The organism is Microtetraspora sp. NBRC 13810, from assembly GCF_030268685.1.
Taxonomy (GTDB): Bacteria; Actinomycetota; Actinomycetes; order Streptosporangiales; family Streptosporangiaceae; genus BSRQ01.
In genome coordinates this window covers 1-21021 of record NZ_BSRQ01000017.1, presented here as the reverse complement: position 1 = coordinate 21021, position 21021 = coordinate 1, and the positions used below count along the sequence as shown (strand labels likewise).

Here is a 21021-nt window from a genome sequence, read left to right as displayed (position 1 = left end):
ATGAGCACGCTGCACGACATCCTGCGACAGCACACCGGCGGCCAGGCGGCGCCCGGAGCGGTGGCCCTGGTGGCCCGGGGCGACCGGGTCGAGGTCGAGGCCACCGGCTCCGCCGACCTCGACGGCACCTCCCCCATGGCCAGGGACTCCATCTTCCGGATAGCCTCCGCGACCAAGCCCGTCGTCGCCGCGGCGGTCATGATGCTGGTCGACGACGGCCGCGTCGCACTGGAGGACCCGGTGCGGAAATGGCTGCCGGAGCTGGCGTCGCCGGTCGTGGTCCGCACGCCCGCGAGCCCGGTCGACGACGTGGTCCCCGCCGCCAGGCCGATCACCGTCGCCGACCTCCTCACCTTCCGCGCGGGCTACGGCTTCCCGTCCGACTTCTCCCTCCCGGCGGTGGCCCCGCTGTTCAGCGAGCTGAAGCAGGGGCCGCCGCAGCCGCAGCACGTCCCCGCGCCGGACGAGTGGATGGCCGCGCTGTCCCGCATCCCGATGCTGCACCAGCCCGGAGACGCCTGGCTCTACAACACCTGCTCCGACATCCAGGGCGTGCTGATCGCCCGCGCCTCCGGCGTCCCGCTGCCCGAGTTCCTGGCGGAGCGGCTGTTCGAGCCGCTCGGCATGGTGGACACCGGGTTCGAGGTGCCGGCCGGCAAGCTCGACCGGCTCGTCGCCTACTACCGCACCGGTGCCTCAGGCGCTCCCGAGCTCGTCGACGCCCCCGACGGCCAGTGGGCCCTGCCGCCGATCTTCCCGTCCGGCGCCGGGGGCCTCGTCTCTACCGCCGACGACTGGCTCGCCTTCGCCCGGATGCTCCTCGCCGGAGGCACGGTCGCCGGCCGCCGCCTGCTGTCCCCCGCGTCGGTCCGGCAGATGACCACCGACCACCTCACCCCGGCCCAGCGCGACGCCTCCACGCTGTTCATCGAGGGCCAGGGCTGGGGATACGGCGGCTCGGTCGACGTCACCCCCACCGACGTGTGGAACGTCCCCGGGCGCTACGGCTGGATCGGCGGCACCGGCACCGCCGCGCACATCACCCCGTCCACCGGCACGACCACCATCCTGCTCACCCAGCTGGAGATGGCCGGCCCCACCGCCCCCGCGATCATGCGCGACTTCTGGCGACACGCGGCCGGAAGCTGAGACCGGCCACCTCGGGGAGAAGGCGTCCCTCACCGCCGGTGAAGAGCCTGGTGATTATCACCGAGGCATCATGTACCGTCGCGGAAACGATCGCACTGCCGGAGGAGCGGTAGATGGTCGAGGAGCGGCGGTCAGACGCGACGGGCGAGCAGCGGAAACGGCAGCTGGTCCGGGCGGTGGTCGCCTCCGCCGTGGGGACCTCGATCGAGTGGTACGACTTCTTCCTGTACGGCTTCGCCGCCAGCACCATCTTCGCGGAGCTGTACTTCCCGACGAGCGACCCGACGACGGGGCTGCTGCTCGCCCTCGGCACCTATTTCGGCGGGTTCGCCGCCCGCCCGATCGGTGCGGCGATCTTCGGCCACTACGGCGACCGCATCGGCCGCAAGGCCACCCTGATCATCACCCTGCTGACCATGGGCGTCGCCACGGCGCTCGTCGGCCTGGTGCCCACCTACGATCAGATCGGCATCTGGGGCGGCATCCTGCTCACACTCCTGCGCCTGCTCCAGGGCATCAGCGTCGGCGGCGAATGGGGCGGGTCCGTGCTGCTCGCCACCGAATGGGGCAAGTCACGCGGCGGCCGGCGCGGCTTCCTCGGCAGCTGGCCGCAGTTCGGCGTCCCGGTCGGCCTCGTGCTCGGCTACACGGCCCTGCAGATCTTCCAGCCGCTCGACCCGTACTGGGGCTGGCGCATCCCGTTCCTGCTCAGCATCGTGATGGCCGGGGTCGGCCTCTACATCAGGCTAGGCATCCTGGAGACGCCGGTCTTCACCAAGGTCGTCGAGGAGAACCGGGTCGAGCGCGTCCCCGTCCGCGAGGTCATCGTCAGGAACTGGCGGGAGATCGTGCTCAGCGCGCTGCTCCGCACCGGCCAGCAGGCGCCGTTCTACATCTTCACCGTCTTCATCCTGACCTACGCCACCAAGACCCTCGGCTTCGCGGCGAGCGACGTCTACCTCTACGTCATCATCGCGGGCGTCGTCTCGCTGTTCACCGTCCCGTTCTGGGGCTACGTCTCCGACCTCGTCGGCCGCCGCCGCCTGTACGCCACAGGCGCCGCGGCCATGGTGGTCTGGTCCTTCGTCTACTGGCCGCTGCTGGACACCCGCGTCCCGGCGCTGGTCTTCCTGGCCATCGTGCTGACCTCCCCCATCCACGACATCCAGTACGGCCCGCAGGCCACGTTCATCGCCGAGAGCTTCACCGGACGGCTCCGCTACAGCGGCGCCTCCCTCGGCTACCAGCTCGCCTCGGTCACCTCGGGCGGCCCCGCCCCGCTGATCGCCGTCTGGTTGTACGCCACCTACCAGAGCTCACTCCCCATCGCGATCTACATGGCGATCTGCGCCCTGATCAGCGTCATCGCCGCCCTGGCCCTCAAGGACCGCGCCAACCAGGACTACGCGGTCGAATACGACGAGGTGAGCCCCCGGACCGGTTAGGAGCGCCGATGCCGGACCAGGCAGAAGGGATGCCCCTCAGGGTCGGCGTAGATCCGCCAGCTCCGCCCGGCGGACCCGGCGTCCAGCACCGTCGCCCCCCACGACAACACCTGCTCCTGCGCCTGATCCAGCTCCGCGACCCCGAAGTCCAGATGGAACTGCTGCGGCCGGGAGGGATCGGGCCAGCGCGGCGGCCGGTAGTCCGCGACCCGCTGGAAGCAGATCACAAGACCGGACGACAGGTGCAACGTCGCCCAGTCGTCGTCAAGCGACCACCGCGCGTCCGGCTGGTTGACAACCCCGCCGATCACCGCCTGATAGAACCCGGCAAGCCGCAACGGATCCGAACAGTCCAGCACCACACATTCCAACTCAGCGATCACCCCCCGATCCTAGGCCGTCCCCCGTGACCCCCCTCAGCTCAAGCCCCCAACTCCACACCGGCCCTCCCACCGCAACTCAGCGCACCGGCCCTCCCATCGCGACTCAGCGCACCGGCCCTCCCATCGTGAACCTCCGCCCCTGGCCCGCGAACACCCCGACGCCGGCCACCCTGTAACCCACGTCGGCGACCGGCTGAGACGGTCGCCACCACCTACGCCATCCGTCGCGCTCCCCGGCAGCCCGCCCGTCCTCGGCATGGAACCCCCCTTCAAGCCCCTGGCGGCCTGCGCGGGCGCCCCATCCCTCAACCACGAGCCCGGCTCCCCCACCGAACGCGCCCCGCCCCACAAGAACGCGATTCAGTGCGACGACCCCGCACACCTCCCCGCCCCCAAGATCGTTCCAACGCCCACCCACACCACCATCACCCCCTCTGACCAGCAGAAATACCAGCACTCCCCCCTCCCACCCAACACACCTCAGATATCGAATACACCCTCGCCCGCTGGATCATGCACAATTAGGCGAGAGCGCCCTTAGCTCAGCTGGATAGAGCATCGGACTTCTAATCCGACGGTCGCAGGTTCGAATCCTGCAGGGCGCGCTACCGGCATGCAGCCAGAAGAGCCTCTGACCAGCGGGAACGCCGGCCGGAGGCTCTCTGCGTGTGTCCGGTGGTGTACGGCTGCCGCCGGTGGGCTACGGGTGGTCGCGCCAAATACGTGCGCAAGTCCTGCCCATGATCGGCTTCACCCTTCCCTGAGGGCATCAGAGATCCGGCGTTCGGCGGCCTCGTCTTGGCCCACGGTGCACTTGGCGTAGGTCCACAGCAGGACTTCCACGCTGTGTCCGGCCCACTCCGCGACCTGAGGGGCCGGTACACCGGCGATCAGCCAGGTCGAGACGCAGGCGCGGCGAAGGTCGTAGACGCGCTTGGCAAGAGGGGAGGCGCACTCCTCCGGGGTCAGCGCATCCTGTCGAGCCCTGGCCCATACCGACGGTAGGTGATGCTGGGCAGCTCTCCCCCGCGGACTCCGGTATAAGGGGCTCGTCTCTACGCTCACTAGCTCTGACACTTGTAGGTAAGTATCACAACCGAACCCTAACCACTGAGTACGCGGCCCACCTCCTCCGATTACACCTCGGCGGGGGCGGGTTTCGGCAAATTCAAACAAGAAAGGAAATATATGGCGACTCAGGAGATCGTAAGACGCTACGAGCAGCTCATGCGAGATATTGAATGGCTGGGCGAGGGCATGGCCTGGACGGTGCTCATGCCAGAGAAAGAGTCACTCCCTATTTCGGAGATCATCTCTCGCCTGTCACTTCCGGAAGGCAGCCTCCTGCCGGACCTGGAAGTCGGATTATCCGAAATCGCCTATATCAATACCCGCTACGCATGCACAGCCCTCTTTGAACCGGAGGGGTTCTCGCATGTTGGCTACGGGCCCAATCTGGAACGCCTAGCCACCGACAACCACGTCTGGCATGTGTCTTGGAATATTACAGGCCGCAGCATGTTGAAAGTAGCGAAAAATGGGCAGGTTCAGGTAGAGATTCTTGACCTGGACCCAGCTATGGCCCACGGAATAGGTTTGGATATAGTGGGCGACTACTTGCCCCTCCTGCGGTCTGCATCAAGACGAAAATGGCCTGCGCTGAGGGCCACCGCGATGGCTATCGTCGAAACCGTTACTGGCACTCGCCTGGATCAAGAGTGGATTGGCCAACCTCAATCGGGACTGGCTATCACGCGACCCCCGCTTGGATCTTGAAGATGTGCTGACGCTGGGTGGTGCAATCTCCAACTCCTTCTTCTCCACGCCCTTCAAGAGCAGCTCCGACTCCTCAGCCTCGGCGATTCGTGCGCCCAGCAGGACGGGAGGTAAAACCGTGACGTAGCGGTAGATCCTGCTGTTCGTAAGCTCGTCGTCGCTTGCCGGTGGGAGTCCGGTCCGGGTAGCTGCCAGGAGGCCCGGTAGCAGGCTGGCGGCTTCGACCGGAAACGGGCGGGGTCGAAGCCCGGCATCAAAGGCCCTGTCATGGGGGAGCAACTTCATGCCATGGGCCATAACGGCAGGTCACCGTAGCGTGGAGCATCCAAAGATCAATCCACTTCTAATCCGACGGTCGCAGTTCGGAAGCTGCGGGGCGCGCCATCGGTGTGCGGCGGAATCTTCGCCTGACCTGCGCTGCTGGCGCGGAGCGGGTTCCTTCGTGTCCGGCTGTCTACGGCTGGCAGTGAGCGTATGCGGTCACCCTTGTCCAATGTGTGAGCTGATCACCTTCACGAAGTGCCGGCGTTCCTCCTGGCCGAGCGGCTCATCGGGATCACGCTGGCATCGCTGCTTCCGGAGGTACCCGTGCGGATTCGTTGCCAAAGGTTCAGAGATATTTCGCACATGCTTGTAATACCGCCAGACGAGCTCGCTGATCGGAGGTACCGCCTTCAATTCGCGAGGCCCAGTGAGACGCGAGTCCGGCGGCTCGCCTGTCGTTCGGATCGAGCGCGCCCAGCAGGGCGTTAAATGCCGCGGTTTGAGCAGAGAGGGTGCCCAGGAGATCGTGTCGCCCGCTCTGAAGGGCGAGCTCTTGCACCTGTTTCCACAGCTCCGCAGGGACGAGTCTGGAGCTTGCCGCCGCCAACGCGTCGCGGATCACCTCGCTTCCGAGGCCGGTGACTTCCACTGCGACTCGCGCAGACAACTCCACCACTTTCCTGCGATGCCCATGCGGGTCAGCAGCGATCGCCGCTATTTCCGGATCTAGCAAGATGGGATGATCGCGCAGATTCTCCGGCAATACATCACGAGTAGTTTTCCGGATGATGTAGCCGTCATGAGGTTCCCTGAGCCACGCATCGCCGAGTCGCACTCCTGTGATCCGCTCAGCGAGTGTGTAGGCGGCCTCCAGCCAGTTCTCGCCGGAGGAATCCTCCCGGCACGGCAGGTCTCCTATCAGGGCGCCCAGCACACGGACGTCTGGCTCATCATCCTTGATGTGTTTGACCCGAAGGGGTTTACCGCCGTCCCGGGAATACTGCCACTCAGGACTGCCGCCTCCGAAGATACAGAATGCCTCTCCCCCGGCAGAGAGTCGACGCATGACCTCCGCAGCGGTGGCCTCGCGGCCATCGGGCTCGATGGCGATCGTCCACCGGGACCGGGTATCGAGGAGAACGATCGGGTCTTGTTCCTCGACGGATGACGGGTCATGCTCATCCCTGTACTCAGAGGCATGGAGGAGGGTCCACTTACCCACCGGGTCCACCAGATCTCCAAAACATGAAGCAACCGCCGTGACATCCGGAATCCTGGTCCAGGATGTGCAGGTGTTGCCACGCAGAACATAGTGGGTATCGAGCAACTTCCGGTAGTACTTCAACTCTTCTTCAGCCATTGATGATCACCATCAATCTGCTCGGCAACCGTTTGGACGGGCTTCTCCACCCTCGGTCAGCGTGCTCCGCCTGGTGCGTTCCAGAGTCAGGTTCGAAATGCGGCGTGCTCGCCGAATGTGGCAAGGTACCGCAGCATGACCGGCCGTATCGAACGCCCGCTGCTCTTCCTCGATGTCGACGGGCCGCTTCTCCCGTTCGGCGAGGATCCGCGGGGCGTACCGCGGGTTGCTGCGCCGGAATCCCGTTTGGCGCGGCTCTCCTCCGGGGTGGGGCGTCGGCTGGCAGCGCTGCCCTGCGAACTTGTCTGGGCGACGACCTGGGAGGACGCGGCGAATGCCGAGATCGTACCCCGAATCGGGTTGCCGCGGCTGCCTGTCGTGAGCTGGCCGGAGTCAACCCGCCGACATGAACGTGAGGACCGGTGGTTCGGGCTCTGCTGGAAGACCCGGACTTTGGTGAACTGGGCGGGCGGACGCCCGTTCGCCTGGGTTGACGACGAGATCACCGATGCCGACAGGGAGTGGGTCTCCGCGCACCACAGCGGCCGGGCTCTCCTCCACCACGTGGAGTCGTACCGGGGACTCGGCGACGAAGACTTCGCGGCGCTCGATCAATGGCTTCGAGCCTTGTGAACACCCGCAGTCCACATGGAAAAGGACGGGAATCATTTTTGGTTGATGGGCTCCTGGCTCACGTTGTACAAGACCATCCGCCGGTAGTCCTGGGGCGCCATGCCATAGGCCTTTCGGAACGCCCGGCTGAAATGCTGCGGGTGGGGCAGACCCCAGCGGGCGGCGATGGCGTGAACGGGCCGTGACGCCAGTGCCGGATCGGCGAGGTCCCGGCGGCAACGATCGAGCCGACGTTCCCTGACCCAGTCGCTGATCGTCTGGACTCGCCGCTGGAAGATCCTCTGGACGTACCGGACCGAGACGTGGTGAGCATCGGCGATCATGGACGACGACAGCAGCGGATCATCCAGGTGCCGCTCGATGAAGGCATGGATCTGCACGTCCAGGGTGGCCGCACGTGTTTCCGGGGGGATGTGGGCGTCGGCTTCGACTTCGTGGGCGAGGAGTGACGTCAGAAGGTCCAGCACGATACCGCCGATCCGCACCGTGTCCGCAGGGCGCAAAGGGCCCGTATCGGTGATCAGGTGCTGGAGAACCCCGCTGAGCAGACCCCCGATGCCCACGTCGGCGGGCAGCAGCGCAGGCGTGATCCCGTTGACCGCGGAGTTCAGCGGCGGGGGCAGCAATGTCCGGGGAACGTGGACGATGACTTCGGCGCACGCACTCTCCTGGGCATGTGTTTCGCTGACGAATGGCCGCGAGGTGTCGAACAGCAGCAGGTCGTGCTCGGTTGCGGCAAGATGCCGGTCGGCTTGGGAGAATCGCGCACTGCCTCGCCGGAACATCGCCAGCAGGTACATCTCCGGATCGGAGCGCCGGATCAGGTGCGGAGGCCGGCGGGTGGTGAGCGGGGAGTGCGTCATCGCGGTGACCTGCACGGGACCCAGGTCCGCCATTCCCAGTTCCGCCTGGAAGGCGGACGTGTACTCGCTGGCGATAATGGTGGGGAAAAGAGTTTTGGCGGTCAGTTCGCACCAGCTGTCATATCGCTGCGGCGCCGGCAGGTTATTGCTCCGGAAGATCGTCTCTATCGCCATGTGTCCCTCGGTGTAGGAGATGGACCGTCAGAGCGCTGCGGAGAGAAGGGATGCGGGAGCAGCCTAATGCTCACCCCGTTCGGTCCGGCTTCGGGGCTGCCGGTGAACGATCCGGTCAGCAAATCCATTTCTTGCCGTCCCGCGGTTCGGGCGGCCGTGGACGGTTACTGCGCAGTCGTCACGCACCGCGCCGGCACCGTTGATGAACCACCGGATTTGTGCGCGTGACGGTAAGAGATGTGCGCTTCATGCCAACGACATCGCTCCGGATACCGGGAGATTCTGGCCCCGATCGGCCGGCGCCGGCCTCGGCGTAGGCGGGTCAATGGTTCCAGCGGGGCCTCTACCTGTCGCCGTCACCTTTGAGCGACGGCCGCCGGATGGGGTCTGCCGGCTGACGTCGACGGGGAGCGCGGTGTGCGGAGTCGTGGGGGCATGACGGCTGTGCCGGTGACGGCGGGGGGCGGGGTTGCCGTGCCTCGCTGTTTCCTCCTGGGGCGCTGTCCGCGGCTGTCAGCCGGCGAGCGAGGAAACCAGAAGCCCGTCGAGCCTTCAAGGACGCGGCGCCGTGCCGAGCCGGGACAGCGGCGTCGCGCGAGCGGCCGATGAAGTGCGGCCGATGAAGTGCCGACGGTGATCAGGGGAGGAAAGTGCATGGGCTTACGAAGTACGGCTGTCGCCGCGGCGCTGGCGATGCTGGCGCCGAGTGTGCTGACAATGCCGGGTCCGGTGGCGAAGCCGGCCACTGCCGCAACATCCACATCGACGTCCACGCCCTGGATGTCGATCATCTCGACGTCGTATCCCGTACCCGCTGATGCGATCTTCGTGGCTCCCACGGGAAACGACGCCAACCCGGGGAGCAGGGAGGCTCCGCTGCGGACCGCGGGGGCGGCGGTGCTCAAGGCGGTGGCCGGCAGGATGACCACGGTCGTGTTGCGTGCGGGAGAGTACCGGGAACGGCTGGGCAACGTCGAGGCGCCGGTGACCCTGCAGCCGTACCCGGGTGAGAAGGTCTGGTTCAAGGGCAGCCGGGAGATCCCGTCGAGCCAGTTGGTGGCCGACGGCGACGCCTGGCGGCTGGACGACTGGAACCCGGAGAGTGTGTGCCGGGCGACACCGCCGGCGTATGACGAGTGCATGAATCCCGGGCACTACAACGACGACAACCCGGTCGGCGGGGACCCGCAGATGGTGTTCCTTGACGGCGAGCCGCTTCGCCAGGTGGCCACCCGCGAGGAGGTCGGGGCCGGCACCTTCTTCCATGACGGATCGGTGGACAAGACCTACCTCGGCAGCGACCCGGCCGGGCGGAGAGTCGAGATCACCGCCAGGAAGAGCGGAATGCACTTCTTCGCCGGTGCGGACGGTTCGGTCGTCCGTGGGCTCGGCTTCGCGCACTACGGCACCAGCCAGAACCAGACCAAGGAACCGGCCGCGCTGATCACCCACGCCAAGGGCATGGTCTTCGAGAAGAACACCGTCATCCACAACGCGGCGACAGGTCTGCTGGTCAACGCCGACGACGTCCGCGTGAGCGGCAACGTGATCGCGGAGAACGGGTACATCGGCATCACAGCGCAGAAGTCGGCCGGCCTGACGGTCGAGGGCAACCGGGTGCTGCGTAACAACACCGAGCGACTCGGCATCCACAAGGGTTACCACCTGACGGCGGCCGGGATGATGGCCACCCGGGCCGTCAACGCGACCGTGCGGGACAACGTCTTCGAGGCCAACCAGGGCGCAGGTCTCCTGTGCGACCTGTCCTGCTTCAACGTGACAGCCGTGCGCAACCTGATCCGCGCCAACTCCGGCCACGGCCTGCACTACAAGGTGTCGGGGCAGGCGCTGCTCGCGTCCAACGTGCTGGCCGGCAACGGCTTGACGGGCCTGAGCATCCTGGGGTCGAACAAGGTGAGGATCATCAACAACACCTCCGTCGGCAACGCCCAGGCCATGTCCGTGCAGGAGGACGTGCGGCCGACGTGTCCCGGAGACGACACGAACTGCCCGACGGACGCGGAAAGGGCCCTGGGCATCACCTGGGACACCGCCGACACCACGCTGATGAACAACGTCATCGCCGGGGGTGACAGCGCCGCGCCGCTGGTGAACACCACTGACAACAACACCGCCGAGTCCGGGCGCCGGGTCGGCGGGGACGGCATGATCCCGGCCGGCCAGATGCACCACAACGGGTATTCGCGCAACGCCCCCGACACCCCCGGCACGCTGGTGCAGTGGTCACGGAGGACCGGGGCGAGCGTGCACCATCGATCGCTGGCGGAGTTCCAGGCGGCGACCGGGCGCGATGCCGGCTCCCGCTATCAGGAGACCGGCTACCTCGTCGACGCGGCGGGCGGCGACTACCGGCTGATCCCGGGAAGCCCGGCGGAGTCGGGAGGCGCGGCACTGCCGGCCGACGTCGCGGCTGCGATCGGTGTGCCGGCGAACGAGCCGGTCAGGCTCGGCGCACTGGCGTGGCCGGACGAGCCGTCCGACACCGAACTCGTACGCAACGGAACGCTGGACGGCTCCTCGCCCGCGCCGTGGTCGTCCGCGGGCAACCTCGCGCTCACCGTCGCGAACGGGGAACTGCGGGCCACGGTCGCCGACGGCGCCACCGACCCGGCGGGCGCCGTGGTCGTGCAGCGCATCGAGCCCCTGACCAGCGGACGCACCTACACGCTGTCCTTCGACGCTCGCGCGTCGGCCGACGTGACGGTGCAGGTGGCCGTGCAGGAGGGGGAGGATCCGTACAACGCGGCGTTCACCCAGGCCGTCGGTCTGGAGACGGCCACTCAGCGTTTCTCCTTCCCGTTCACCTCCACGGTAGACACCGCTGTGGCGGAGGTGGCGCTCCAGCTCGGGGGGCAGGGCGCGTTCACGGCCCATGTCGACAACGTGTCCCTGGTCGAGAACACCTGGGTGGTGGCGAAGGAGCCCGCGCAGACGGAGGCGGAGGCCCTCGCGTCCGCGGCCTCGTCCGGGCAGCTGGTGGAGGTGCTGTCCGAACGCGGTGAGACCCGTGAGGTTTACGCCACCCCGGACGGCAGCTTCACCTCGAAGGAACACTTCCAGCCGGTCCGGGTCCTCAAGGACGGCATCTGGGTGCCCGTCGACACCACGCTGCGCGAGCAGGCCGACGGATCGATCGTGCCGAAGGCCACGGTCACGGAGATCCGGCTGTCCGGCGGCGGCAGCGGCCCGCTGGTGACGATCGACCGCGCGGGCCGGCCGATGTCGCTGACCTGGCCGACGCCGCTGCCCGAACCCTGGCTGGACGGCGATGCCGCCGTCTACCCCCGCGTCCTGGGCCCGGATGTGGATCTGCGGGTCCGGGTGGAGCCGGACGGGTTCTCCCACGTGCTGGTCGTGAAGACCGCGGAGGCGGCCAAGGATCCCGGCCTGGCCACCGTCAGGCTGGGGCTGTCCGCGCCGGGATTGACCGTGCGGACGACGGAGGACGGCACCCAGCAGGCGGTGGACGAAGCCACGGGCGGCGTGGTCTACGAGGCCCCGCCGCCGATCATGTGGGACTCCACGGCGCCCGCCGCGCAGCAGTCGCGGATGACGGCCGACGACGCGGAGCCGCCGGCCGAGGAACTGGTCGAGAGCCCGGTCACGGAGGCTTCGGCCGATCAGCCCGGTGACACCTCCAAGGTCGCCGCGGTGACCACGACCGTGGCCGACGGGGAGCTGACCCTCAAGCCGGACCCGGCCCTGCTCAACGGGGCCGACACCACGTACCCCGTCTACATCGACCCGATGTGGGACACCCCCAGGGCGTCGGCCCGGCTGATGGTCTCCAGCGCCGGATGGGGGAAGTACAACTTCAGCAAGAACGAGGGCATGGGACGATGCCCTCGGGACTACCCGCCCGCTGGCCGTTACTGCAACGGGTGGTACGAGAAGCGGCTGTTCTACCGCGTCCCCACCGCCAGGTTCGCGCACAAGCAGATCATCTCCGCCGAGTTCCACGTGCAGGAGACGTTCGCGACCTCGTGCAGGAAGCGGGTCGTGGACATCTACCTGGCCAAGAGCTTCGGGCCGGGCTCCACCTGGAACTCCACATCGGACAACTGGGTGCGCCGGCTGGACGGCAGGAACGTGGCCAAGGGCTGGAACTCCGGCTGTCCCGCCGGTGACGTGTTGTTCAACGTGACCAGCGCGGTGCAGCAGGCGGCCAAGGGAGGCTGGTCGAACACCACCTTCGGGCTCCGTGCCCGCGACGGCGGCGACCAGCTCGCCTGGAAGCGGTTCGACCGGAACGCGTTCGTCCGGGTGCACTACAACACCCCGCCGACGCAGCCGAAGATGAGCCAGCTCTCCTCCAGTCCCGGCGGCCCGTGCACCGGCCCGGAGAAGCCGGCCAGGTTCAACCAGCTCCCGACCCTGTTCGCCAAGAACCTCACCGATGCTGACAACAAGGGTGTGGAGGGGGAGAAGCTCAGGGCGCAGTTCCACGTGCTGTGGACGGAGAACGGCGTCAAGAAGACCAAGAACCTCGGCACCGTGGTGAAGATGTCCGCGAGCGGGGCGCGCCACTCCTCGTTCAGCGTCAAGATCCCCACCGGCGTGGTCCCGCAGGGCGTCGTCGCCCACTGGGGGGTGCGCGCCTACGACGGCCGGGCATGGAGCCCGTGGAGCTGGTCGGGCAACGCGACGGCCTGCTACTTCGTCTACGACGCCAGGGCCCTGCCCGCGGCGAAGATCACCTCCACCGGCGCCGACGGGTATCCGGCGCTCGACCCGGGCAACCCGAACCAGGTCCCGACCAACGGGGTCGGCCGGTACGGAACGTTCACCGTCACGTTCGACACCCGGGTCACCAAGTACGCCTGGGCGATGAACACCACCCCCTCCGAGGGGGCCGCCCAGGTCAAGGCCGCCAACACCGAGTCGGTCAAGGCGATGCCCACCCGTGCCGGACTGAACACGCTGTATCTGACGGCCTGGGACGCGGCCAACAACTGGTCGACCGGCACCTACGAGTTCTGGGTCGCCGACGGCACGGCCCCGAAGGCGCACTGGAAACTGGACGAACCGGCCGGCGCGCCCCAACTGGCCGACTCCTCGCCCCGAGGCGGCCATCCGGCCACCCCGCAGGGCGGTGCGGCCCTCGGCGTGCCCGGCGCGCTGGGCACGGCGATGAGGCTCAACGGCACCACCGCCTACGCGGCCACGAGCGGGCCGGTGGTGGACACCACCAAGAACCTGGCCGTGTCGGCGTGGGTGAAGATGCCGGCCACGCTGCCCACGACCCACTTCACCGTGGCCAGCCAGATCGGCTCACAGATGGCGGGCTTCTACCTGAAGTACGACCCGACCGACCAGACGTGGCGGTTGTCGCGGCCCGTGGCCGACGGGAACGCCAGCACGGCCGGCATCGCGAAATCCAGGGGTCCGGCCAGGCCCGGCGTGTGGACCCACCTGGTCGGGGTGCAGGACGCGGTGACCATGAAGCTGCGGCTCTATGTCAACGGGGTGGAGGGCATACCCGCCGACCTCGGTCCGGTGTGGGCGGCGGGCGGCGCGTTCCAGATCGGCCGGAGCATCTGGCGGGGGCAGTTCGCTGACTATGTGCCGGGCCCCCTCGACGATGTCCGGGTCTACGACCGGGTGGTGTCGGCCGACGAGGTGCACGACCTGTTCGCGATCAAGCCGTTGATCGAGAGCAAGTGGCACCTCAACACCGCGACCGGCACCCCGGCGAGCAGCCCTGACACAGGTCAGGGAGTCGCGTACCCGCTGACGCTCAACGGCGCCGCCAAGATCACCACAGACTGGTCCAAGGTGCTGGTGAAGTCGCCGGCGGGCACTCCCAGCGGAGCGCTCGAACTGCCGGGCGGCAACAACGACTACGCCGTGGCGAACGGGCCCGTGATCGACACCCGGGACAGCTTCACCGTCTCGGCGTGGGTGTCCACCCCGGGCACCCCGACCCGGCCGATGATCGTGCTGGGCCTGACCGGATCACACAACAGTGCGATCACGGTCAGGTACGACCCGGACAAGCAGCGCTACGTGCTGGACGTGCCCGACAAGGACGGCACCGGCGCGAACACGGCCAGTGTGGAGCACTCCATGTTCCACCAGGGCGTCTTCGAACCCTGGGACCACATCGCCGTCACCTACGACGCGATCGAGGCCACCGTCACCCTGTGGGTGAACGGGGAGAAGGAGGCCACCGCCGAAGCGGACAACCTGTCCCTCCGCCACCGCACCCGGCCGTTCGGCCCCATCGCTTCGCTGCAGGTGGGCAGAAGCCTCACCGGCGGCGCCTACCCGAACGGCAGGGCCTGGGCCGGAATGGTCGATGACGTGTGGGTGCTGCGCGGTGTGGCTTCCCGGCAGCTCATCGACATGCTGGCCCTGCCGACGGAGATCGGCTCGATTCCCGGCTGACCTGTCGCGGGCCGGTGGCCTCCCGGCCACCGGCCCGCTCTCTCCGCCTCACTCCACGACGTGCTCGGAGGATCTCGCATGACCGTCCGCGGTGTATCGACGCGGTTGAGGATCGGGCCGGTCCGCCGGTTCCTGTCCATGGGCCTCACGGCCGCCCTCGTGGCGGGGCTGCTCGCGGCCACGCCGGCATACGGCACGGCGCAGGCCGGCCGGGGCCATCCCGAACCCGAGGACCACGACCCGGTGGTGGCCGGCCAAACCCTGAAGGTGAAGCCTCGAAAGGACAGCCCGCGCGCTCCGGAACCGGTCGTACGCTGGCCGGCTGCCGGTCAGGCCGAAGTGGCGCTGGGGGACGCGGCCCGCGCCCGCGACGGGCAGCGGGCGGGAAACCTGCCGGTCTGGGTCGCCGCCCCGGCGGCGACCCAGACTCTCGGCGCCGAGCCGGGCAGGGTCCGGGTGCGGATGCTGGATCGTGCCGCCGCTGTCCGGACCGGCGTCACGGGCGTGGTGTTCACCGTGAGCCGGATAGGCGATGTGCCGGGAAAGGTGGGCCTGCGGCTGGACTACTCCGGATTCGCCGAGGCGTTCGGCGGCTCGTACGGATCGCGGCTCCGGCTGGTGAGCCTGCCCGCGTGCGCGCTGGCGACACCTGACCGACCGGAGTGCCGGACCACAACCCCGGTCCCGGCGACCAACGACGCCCGATCCAGGACGATCGCGGCCGAGGTCGAGCCGGCCGCCGAACCTGCCGTGTTCGCGGCGACGTCGAGCGCCGACAGCGCCAAGGGGGACTACAAGGCGACCGAACTGGCGGCCTCGGCCACCTGGCAGGTCGGCACGCAGACCGGGGACTTCGCCTGGTCCTATCCCCTGCGGACGCCGCCGGTCCCCGGCGGGCTCACCCCTGAACTCGTCGTGTCCTACTCCTCCTCGTCCATCGACGGGCGCACCTCCAGTTCGAACAACCAGGGCTCGCAGGTCGGGGACGGCTTCGACCTGTGGCCCGGCTACATCGAACGTAGATACCGATCCTGCAAGGACGACGGCGTTCCCAAGGACAGCACCTACCAGGTCCACCCGATGGACCAGTGCTGGGGCTACGACAACGCGGTCCTGACGCTGGGCGGCAAGGGCGGCGAGCTGGTGCAGTCCGGTGCCGACGAGTGGAAGTTACGCAAGGACGACGGCACCCGGATCCGGAAACTCACCGGGTCGGAGACCGACACCGACAACGGCGACGACGACAACGAGTACTGGGTGGTCACCGCTCCGGACGGGAAACGCTACTTCTTCGGGAAGAACCGGTTGGCAGGCTGGGCCTCCGGCAAGCCGGAAACCCGATCCACCTGGACCGTGCCGATCTTCGGTGACGACGACAACGAGCCCTGCCACGCCGACGCCTTCGCCCAGTCGTGGTGCCAGCAGGCCTGGCGGTGGAATCTCGACTACGTCGAGGACCCGCACGGGAACGCGATCGTCTACTACTACGGGCAGGAGGGCAACCGCTACGGGCGCAACCTGCGGGCCGCGGACGACACGCCCTATGTCAGGGGCGGCTACCTCAAGAGCGTCGAATACGGCCTGAACAGCGACAACCCATATCCGGCCAACGCCCCGGCCCGGGTGGACTTCACGGTCGCGGAGCGGTGCCTGCGTTCCGCCGCGGACTGCGCCGAGTCCAACATCGCCGACCATCCGGCGTACTGGGAGGACGTGCCCTGGGACCTCAACTGCGATGCCGGCACGAAGTGCGCGGACTACAAAGGGACGTACGCCCCCACCTTCTGGACGCGCAAGCGTGTCGTCGAGGCGACCACAAAGGTGATCAAGAATGACGGCAGTGGCCACCGGGCCGTGGACTCCTGGTCGTTCTCCCACGACTGGGGCACGGCGGACGTGGACCGGCAACTGCTGCTGAAGTCGATCGTCCACAAGGGCCACGCGGGAGCGACCGCGGTGACGATGCCGCCGGTCAGCTTCGCCTACACCCCGAGGCCCAACAGGGTGGACATCCTCGGAGACGACGTCGGGCCGTTCGTCAAGAACCGGGTCGGCTCCATCACCAACGAGACCGGTGGCGTGTTGGATGTCAACTACTCCGCGCCGGACTGCAGGGTGGGCGACACGCCGAGCCCGCAGGCCAACCACCGTCGCTGTTTCCCGGTCTTCTGGGAGAGGTCCGGCGGTGACGCCGATCCGACCCTGGACTGGTTCCACAAGTACGTGGTGACCCAGCTGGTGCAAAGCGACCTCACCGGCGGCTCACCGGACATGGCGACCGACTACGACTACAGCATCGGCGAGCCGGCCTGGCGCTTCACCGACGACGACGGGCTCACCAAGGAGAAGTACCGGACCTGGTCCCAATGGCAGGGGTACGACAAGGTCCGGGTGCGGACCGGTGTCACCGGCGCCGCACCGGCCCAGACCGACCACTGGTTCTTCCAGGGCATGCACGGCGACCGCCTGAACGCCGACGGCGGCGCCAAACAGGTCATGGTCAGCGACGGAGAGGGTGGCTCCTTCCCCGACCACGAGTCGCTGCAGGGGATGGCCGTCAAGACGATCGAATACGACAGAGCCGGCGGCGAACCGGTCGGCAAGACCGTGAACAAGCCCTGGCATCACCAGACCGCCTCCCGCACCCGCACGATCGACAAGGGCACCATCACGGTCACCGCCAACCTCACCGGGGTCGCGGGCAGCCGGACCATGAAGCGGATCGACAGCGGCTGGCGGTCGACCAGGACGACCGTCAACTCCTTCAACCTCAGCACCGGGGCGCCGAGCGAGGTCGACGACGAGGGCGACATCGCCGTCACCGGTGACGAGAAGTGCGTCACCACGACGTTCACCGCGAACGGCACCCGCATCCTGGCCAGGCCGGCCCAGGTCAGGACCGTGGCCCGGCGCTGCGCCGACACGCCGGACCTGGCCAGGGACCTGATCTCCGAAGAGCGCACGTACTACGACGACGGCGCCTTCAAGGCCGCGCCGACCCGTGGCGACGCCACCCTGGTGGAGAAGGCCAAGGAGGCCACGGCGAACTCGGTGACCCATCTCGCCGAGACGCGTACCAGGTACGACCGCTATGGGCGGGCCGAGGCCGTCACCGACGTCGCCGGCAGGACGACGACCACGCGGTTCACCGAGACGCACGGGCTGACCACGAAGGTCGAGGAGACCACCCCACCGGCCACGGGCGGCGACGCCGCGACGGCGCACACCACCGTCAAGGTGCTCGACCCGGCGTGGGGCAGCCCGACCGGCGACACCGACGCCGGCGGCAGGACCACCACCATCCGCTACGACGCGGCCGGGCACCTGGTCAAGGTGTGGACCGGCGGCCGCGCCGTCACCGCCGTGCCGGACAAGGAGTTCGAGTACCTCATCAGGCCGAACGCGATCGTCGCCGTCGCCACCAGGTCCATCACCGCCGAGGGCGGCCAGGAGGTGTCCTACACCTTGTTCGACGGCTGGCTGCGGCAGCGGCAGGTACAGGCGACGGGACTCGACGGCACGACCAAGGGGCGGCTGATCTCCGACACCTTCTACAACGCCGCGGGCCAGGTGGACCGCACCTACGAGAGCTACTACGCCGACGGCGAGCCGGCGCCGGAGCTCTTCGGGGTGGCCGACCCGGGCCAGATCGAGACCCAGCACGTCTTCGACTACGACGGCCAGGGCCGTAAGACGGCCGACCGGCTGCTGGTGGGCAGCAGCGATGTGCAGGAGCGGTGGCGGACCCGTTACGAGTACGGCGGTGACTGGACCAAGGTGGTCCCGCCGGAGGGCGGCACACCGGTCACCACGTACACCGACGCGCACGACCGCAGGACCGAGGTCCGTGAGCACCGGGCTGCCGGCCACGTCTCCACGGTCTTCCGATACGACCACCGCGGCCTGGAGGAGTCGGTCACCGGGCCGGGCGGACACGTCTGGACGACGAGCTACGACCTGCGCGGCCGGAGGATCCAGACGTCCGACCCGGACAAGGGTGTCACCAAGTTCGGCTACAACGACCTGGACCAACTCGAACTGACCGAGGACGCGCGGGGCAAGAAGCTCGCCGTCACCTACGACGGGCTCGGCCGTAGGACCGCGATGTACGACGCCACGTCGGCGACCCCCGGCGCCAAGGTCGCCGAATGGGTCTATGACACGGTTCGCAAAGGGCAGCTCACCAGCGCCACGCGCATCGTGGGGACGGCGAGGTACACCACACAGATCGACGTCTACGACGGCCTGAACCGGCCGACACGCAAGCGGTTCCTGCTCCCGAGCGCCGAGGGCGCGCTGGCTCCGGAAGGCGGCTACGTCTTCGACACCGCCTACAACCTGGACGGCAGCGTGCGGGCGTCCAGTAGCCCGGCGGCCGGCGACCTGCCGGCGGAGAACATCACGTACACCTACGACGGCCTCGGCCGGCTGGTGGAGATGGGGTCCAACCTGTCCACCTACCTGGTGGGCACCGACTACACCAAGACCGGCAAGCCGATCGGCCAGCGCCTGTCGATCGGTGCCGCCGGCAGACAGGTGGACCAGACCTTCTCCTACGAGTACGGCACGCAGCGGCTGAGGAAGGCCACCACGGTGCAGGCCGGCATGTCCGGCACCGACCGCAGCGTGGAGTACCGCTACACGGATGCCGGCAACCTCGTGCAGGCCACGGACACCTCCAGGGACGGGGTGGACGACCAGTGCTTCCACTACGACGACCTGGGGCGGCTCGCCGACGCCTGGACCCAGGCGGCGCCCGCGGGAAGCCCCGCCGGGTGTGCGACCGACCCCGGGCAGGCCACGATCGGCGGGCCGGCGCCGTACCGGGTCAACTACACCTATGACGACACCGGCAACCGCACCGGCGAGACCCACTACGGCGCCGGCCCGTCCGGCGGCGCCCAGACCGCGACCCGCGCCTACCGCTATGCGGGCAACCCCGGCGTCGACCCGAAGTTCAAGGGACACCAGCTCTCCGAGGTGACGGGCGTCCCGGCCTCCTACGGCTATGACCAGGCCGGCAACACCACGGCGCGGACGACCTCCTCCGGCAGGCAGACCCTGCATTGGGACTCCGAGGGTGAGCTGGTCAAGGTCGTCGACGACAAGAAGGGAGAGACCCGCTTCCTCTACACCGCCGAGGGTGAACGGCTGCTCCGCCACGACCCCGCGGGTACCACGCTCTACCTTCCCGACCTGGAGATCCGGCTGGAGAAGGGCCGGCCCACGGCCAAGGCCACCCGCTACTACCAGAACACCATGCGAACCGGCGCCGGGGTCACCTTCCTGGTCAACGACCACCACGGCACCGCCGAACTGGCCATCGACGCCGTCGACGGCTCCCTGAGCCGGCGCCGCTACACGCCTTTCGGGCAGGTGCGGGCAGGCGCGGGCGAGTGGCCGGCCGGGAACGAGAAGGGCTTCGTCGGAGGCATCGTCGACTCCTCCACCGATCTGACGACGCTCGGCGCACGCGGCTACGACCCCGGCACCGGCCGGTTCGTCTCGGTGGATCCGGAGATCACCATGGGCCGGTCGCAGCAGATGAACGGCTACAACTACGCCGACAACAACCCGGCGACCCTGTCCGACCCGGACGGCCGGTACCCCAAGACCTCCGTCTATCTCATCGGCTACCGCCAGTTCTGGTACCGCTACGGCAACTACGACTACCTCGCCCGGCAGAACCTCTATCTGGTGCACGTCCAGTTGAACTTCTTCACCAGCCAGCTATACCTCGCGGTGGGCAACTGGTACATCGCCGCGCGCCGATGGGCCTACCTCGCCGGTCCGGTCGCACCCGGCCGAAGGCCCCTGCTGCGGCAGCCCGGCATTCCCGACGCGACGCCCCCACCACCGGCGCCGCCCAAGCCCAAGGCGCCGAGCAAGCCGAAGAAGGGCGTCGCCGGCTCGTGTATCGGCATCAGCATCAGTTTCACCGCTTCGTTCGGTGTCGAACTGTGCTCTGTCGCCGACCGCAAGGGCTTCGGTTTCGCCGGCACCTTCAAGACCGGTATGTCGACCGGGATCGGTATTGACGCCGCCGTCGGCGGCTTCGTCGCTCCGCACACGGACATCGACGGGCTGAATACCACGCCCGGCACGTGGGACTCCTACTCCGGCGTTCAAGTGGCAGGCGGCGACAAAACCAAGAAAGTGGGTGCCGGAGGTTATGTCGTGACCGACTACACGGGCAAACGCACAGCCTACGGCTTCGAGCTCAGCCGGGGCGTGTCGGTGAAGGTGGACGATTGGGTCACCGGGCAGCCCCGTGTCTCGGGCTACCATCAACGCGGCAAGACCCGGGCCGGGCGGCTCCACGGCCCCAAGACCTGGTACAGGAACGCCAGGGACTCCATGTGGGACTTCGTCCGCGGCGGCTACGGCTACTAGCACGACACTAACAAAGGGACAGGGAAAAGGAAAAAGGCGTCGATCGCCGTTTGCGGCCCTGCGGTGAACGGAAGACAAACCCCCGGAAGAATGGTCCGCCGGACGTTCTCGTCGCGGTATGTGCCCGGGGGATAATATGCCCAAGTTTCACAATATTGTCTGGTTTCTTGCGG

At 68.0% G+C, this 21021-nt stretch carries 9 protein-coding genes and 1 tRNA gene; 7 read left to right on the top strand and 3 right to left on the bottom strand.

Annotation, left to right across the window (positions count from 1 at the left end; all coding sequences use genetic code 11):
- Both QSK26_RS28750 and QSK26_RS28745 read left to right on the top strand, forming a co-directional pair.
- Positions 1-1149: a serine hydrolase domain-containing protein gene (locus QSK26_RS28750; RefSeq protein WP_285778407.1), complete on the top strand. Its 1149-nt coding sequence runs from the start codon at positions 1-3 to the stop codon at positions 1147-1149.
- Between the two features lie 113 nt (positions 1150-1262).
- Entirely contained in the window at positions 1263-2594 is a 1332-nt protein-coding gene (locus tag QSK26_RS28745) for an MFS transporter (RefSeq protein WP_285778406.1), read from the top strand.
- Here QSK26_RS28745 and QSK26_RS28740 read toward each other — a convergent pair.
- Positions 2591-2977 (bottom strand): VOC family protein, encoded by a 387-nt coding sequence (locus QSK26_RS28740; RefSeq protein ID WP_285778405.1) that lies wholly within the window; start codon positions 2975-2977, stop codon positions 2591-2593. The genes QSK26_RS28745 and QSK26_RS28740 overlap by 4 nt on opposite strands.
- A 531-nt stretch (positions 2978-3508) precedes the next feature.
- Here QSK26_RS28740 and QSK26_RS28735 point away from each other — a divergent pair.
- Together QSK26_RS28735 and QSK26_RS28730 are read left to right on the top strand one after the other, a co-directional pair.
- Positions 3509-3582: transfer RNA gene (locus QSK26_RS28735), tRNA-Arg, on the top strand.
- Between the two features lie 583 nt (positions 3583-4165).
- Positions 4166-4753: a hypothetical protein gene (locus QSK26_RS28730; RefSeq protein ID WP_285778404.1), complete on the top strand. Its 588-nt coding sequence runs from the start codon at positions 4166-4168 to the stop codon at positions 4751-4753.
- Positions 4754-5363: 610 nt separating this feature from the next.
- Here the strand turns inward: QSK26_RS28730 and QSK26_RS28725 are convergent.
- Positions 5364-6377 carry a DUF6461 domain-containing protein gene (locus QSK26_RS28725; protein WP_285778403.1) on the bottom strand — a complete coding sequence of 338 codons (1014 nt, stop codon included), beginning with the start codon at positions 6375-6377 and terminating at the stop codon, positions 5364-5366.
- A gap of 135 nt (positions 6378-6512) precedes the next feature.
- On the opposite strand from QSK26_RS28725, the gene QSK26_RS28720 reads away from it, so the two are divergent.
- Positions 6513-7010 (top strand): HAD domain-containing protein, encoded by a 498-nt coding sequence (locus QSK26_RS28720; RefSeq protein ID WP_285778402.1) that lies wholly within the window; start codon positions 6513-6515, stop codon positions 7008-7010.
- A 32-nt stretch (positions 7011-7042) separates the two neighbouring features.
- Here the strand turns inward: QSK26_RS28720 and QSK26_RS28715 are convergent, their stop codons facing one another.
- Positions 7043-8047, bottom strand: a complete 1005-nt coding sequence (locus QSK26_RS28715) for an AraC-like ligand-binding domain-containing protein (RefSeq protein ID WP_285778401.1) — start codon at positions 8045-8047, stop codon at positions 7043-7045.
- Between the two features lie 828 nt (positions 8048-8875).
- Between QSK26_RS28715 and QSK26_RS28710 the strand changes: the two genes are divergently transcribed.
- Positions 8876-14455 carry a LamG-like jellyroll fold domain-containing protein gene (locus QSK26_RS28710; protein ID WP_285778400.1) on the top strand — a complete coding sequence of 1860 codons (5580 nt, stop codon included), beginning with the start codon at positions 8876-8878 and terminating at the stop codon, positions 14453-14455.
- Between the two features lie 78 nt (positions 14456-14533).
- A complete protein-coding gene (locus QSK26_RS28705; protein ID WP_285778399.1) occupies positions 14534-20848 on the top strand; it encodes an RHS repeat-associated core domain-containing protein in 6315 nt (2104 codons plus the stop codon).
- The last annotated feature ends 173 nt before the right edge of the window (positions 20849-21021 follow it).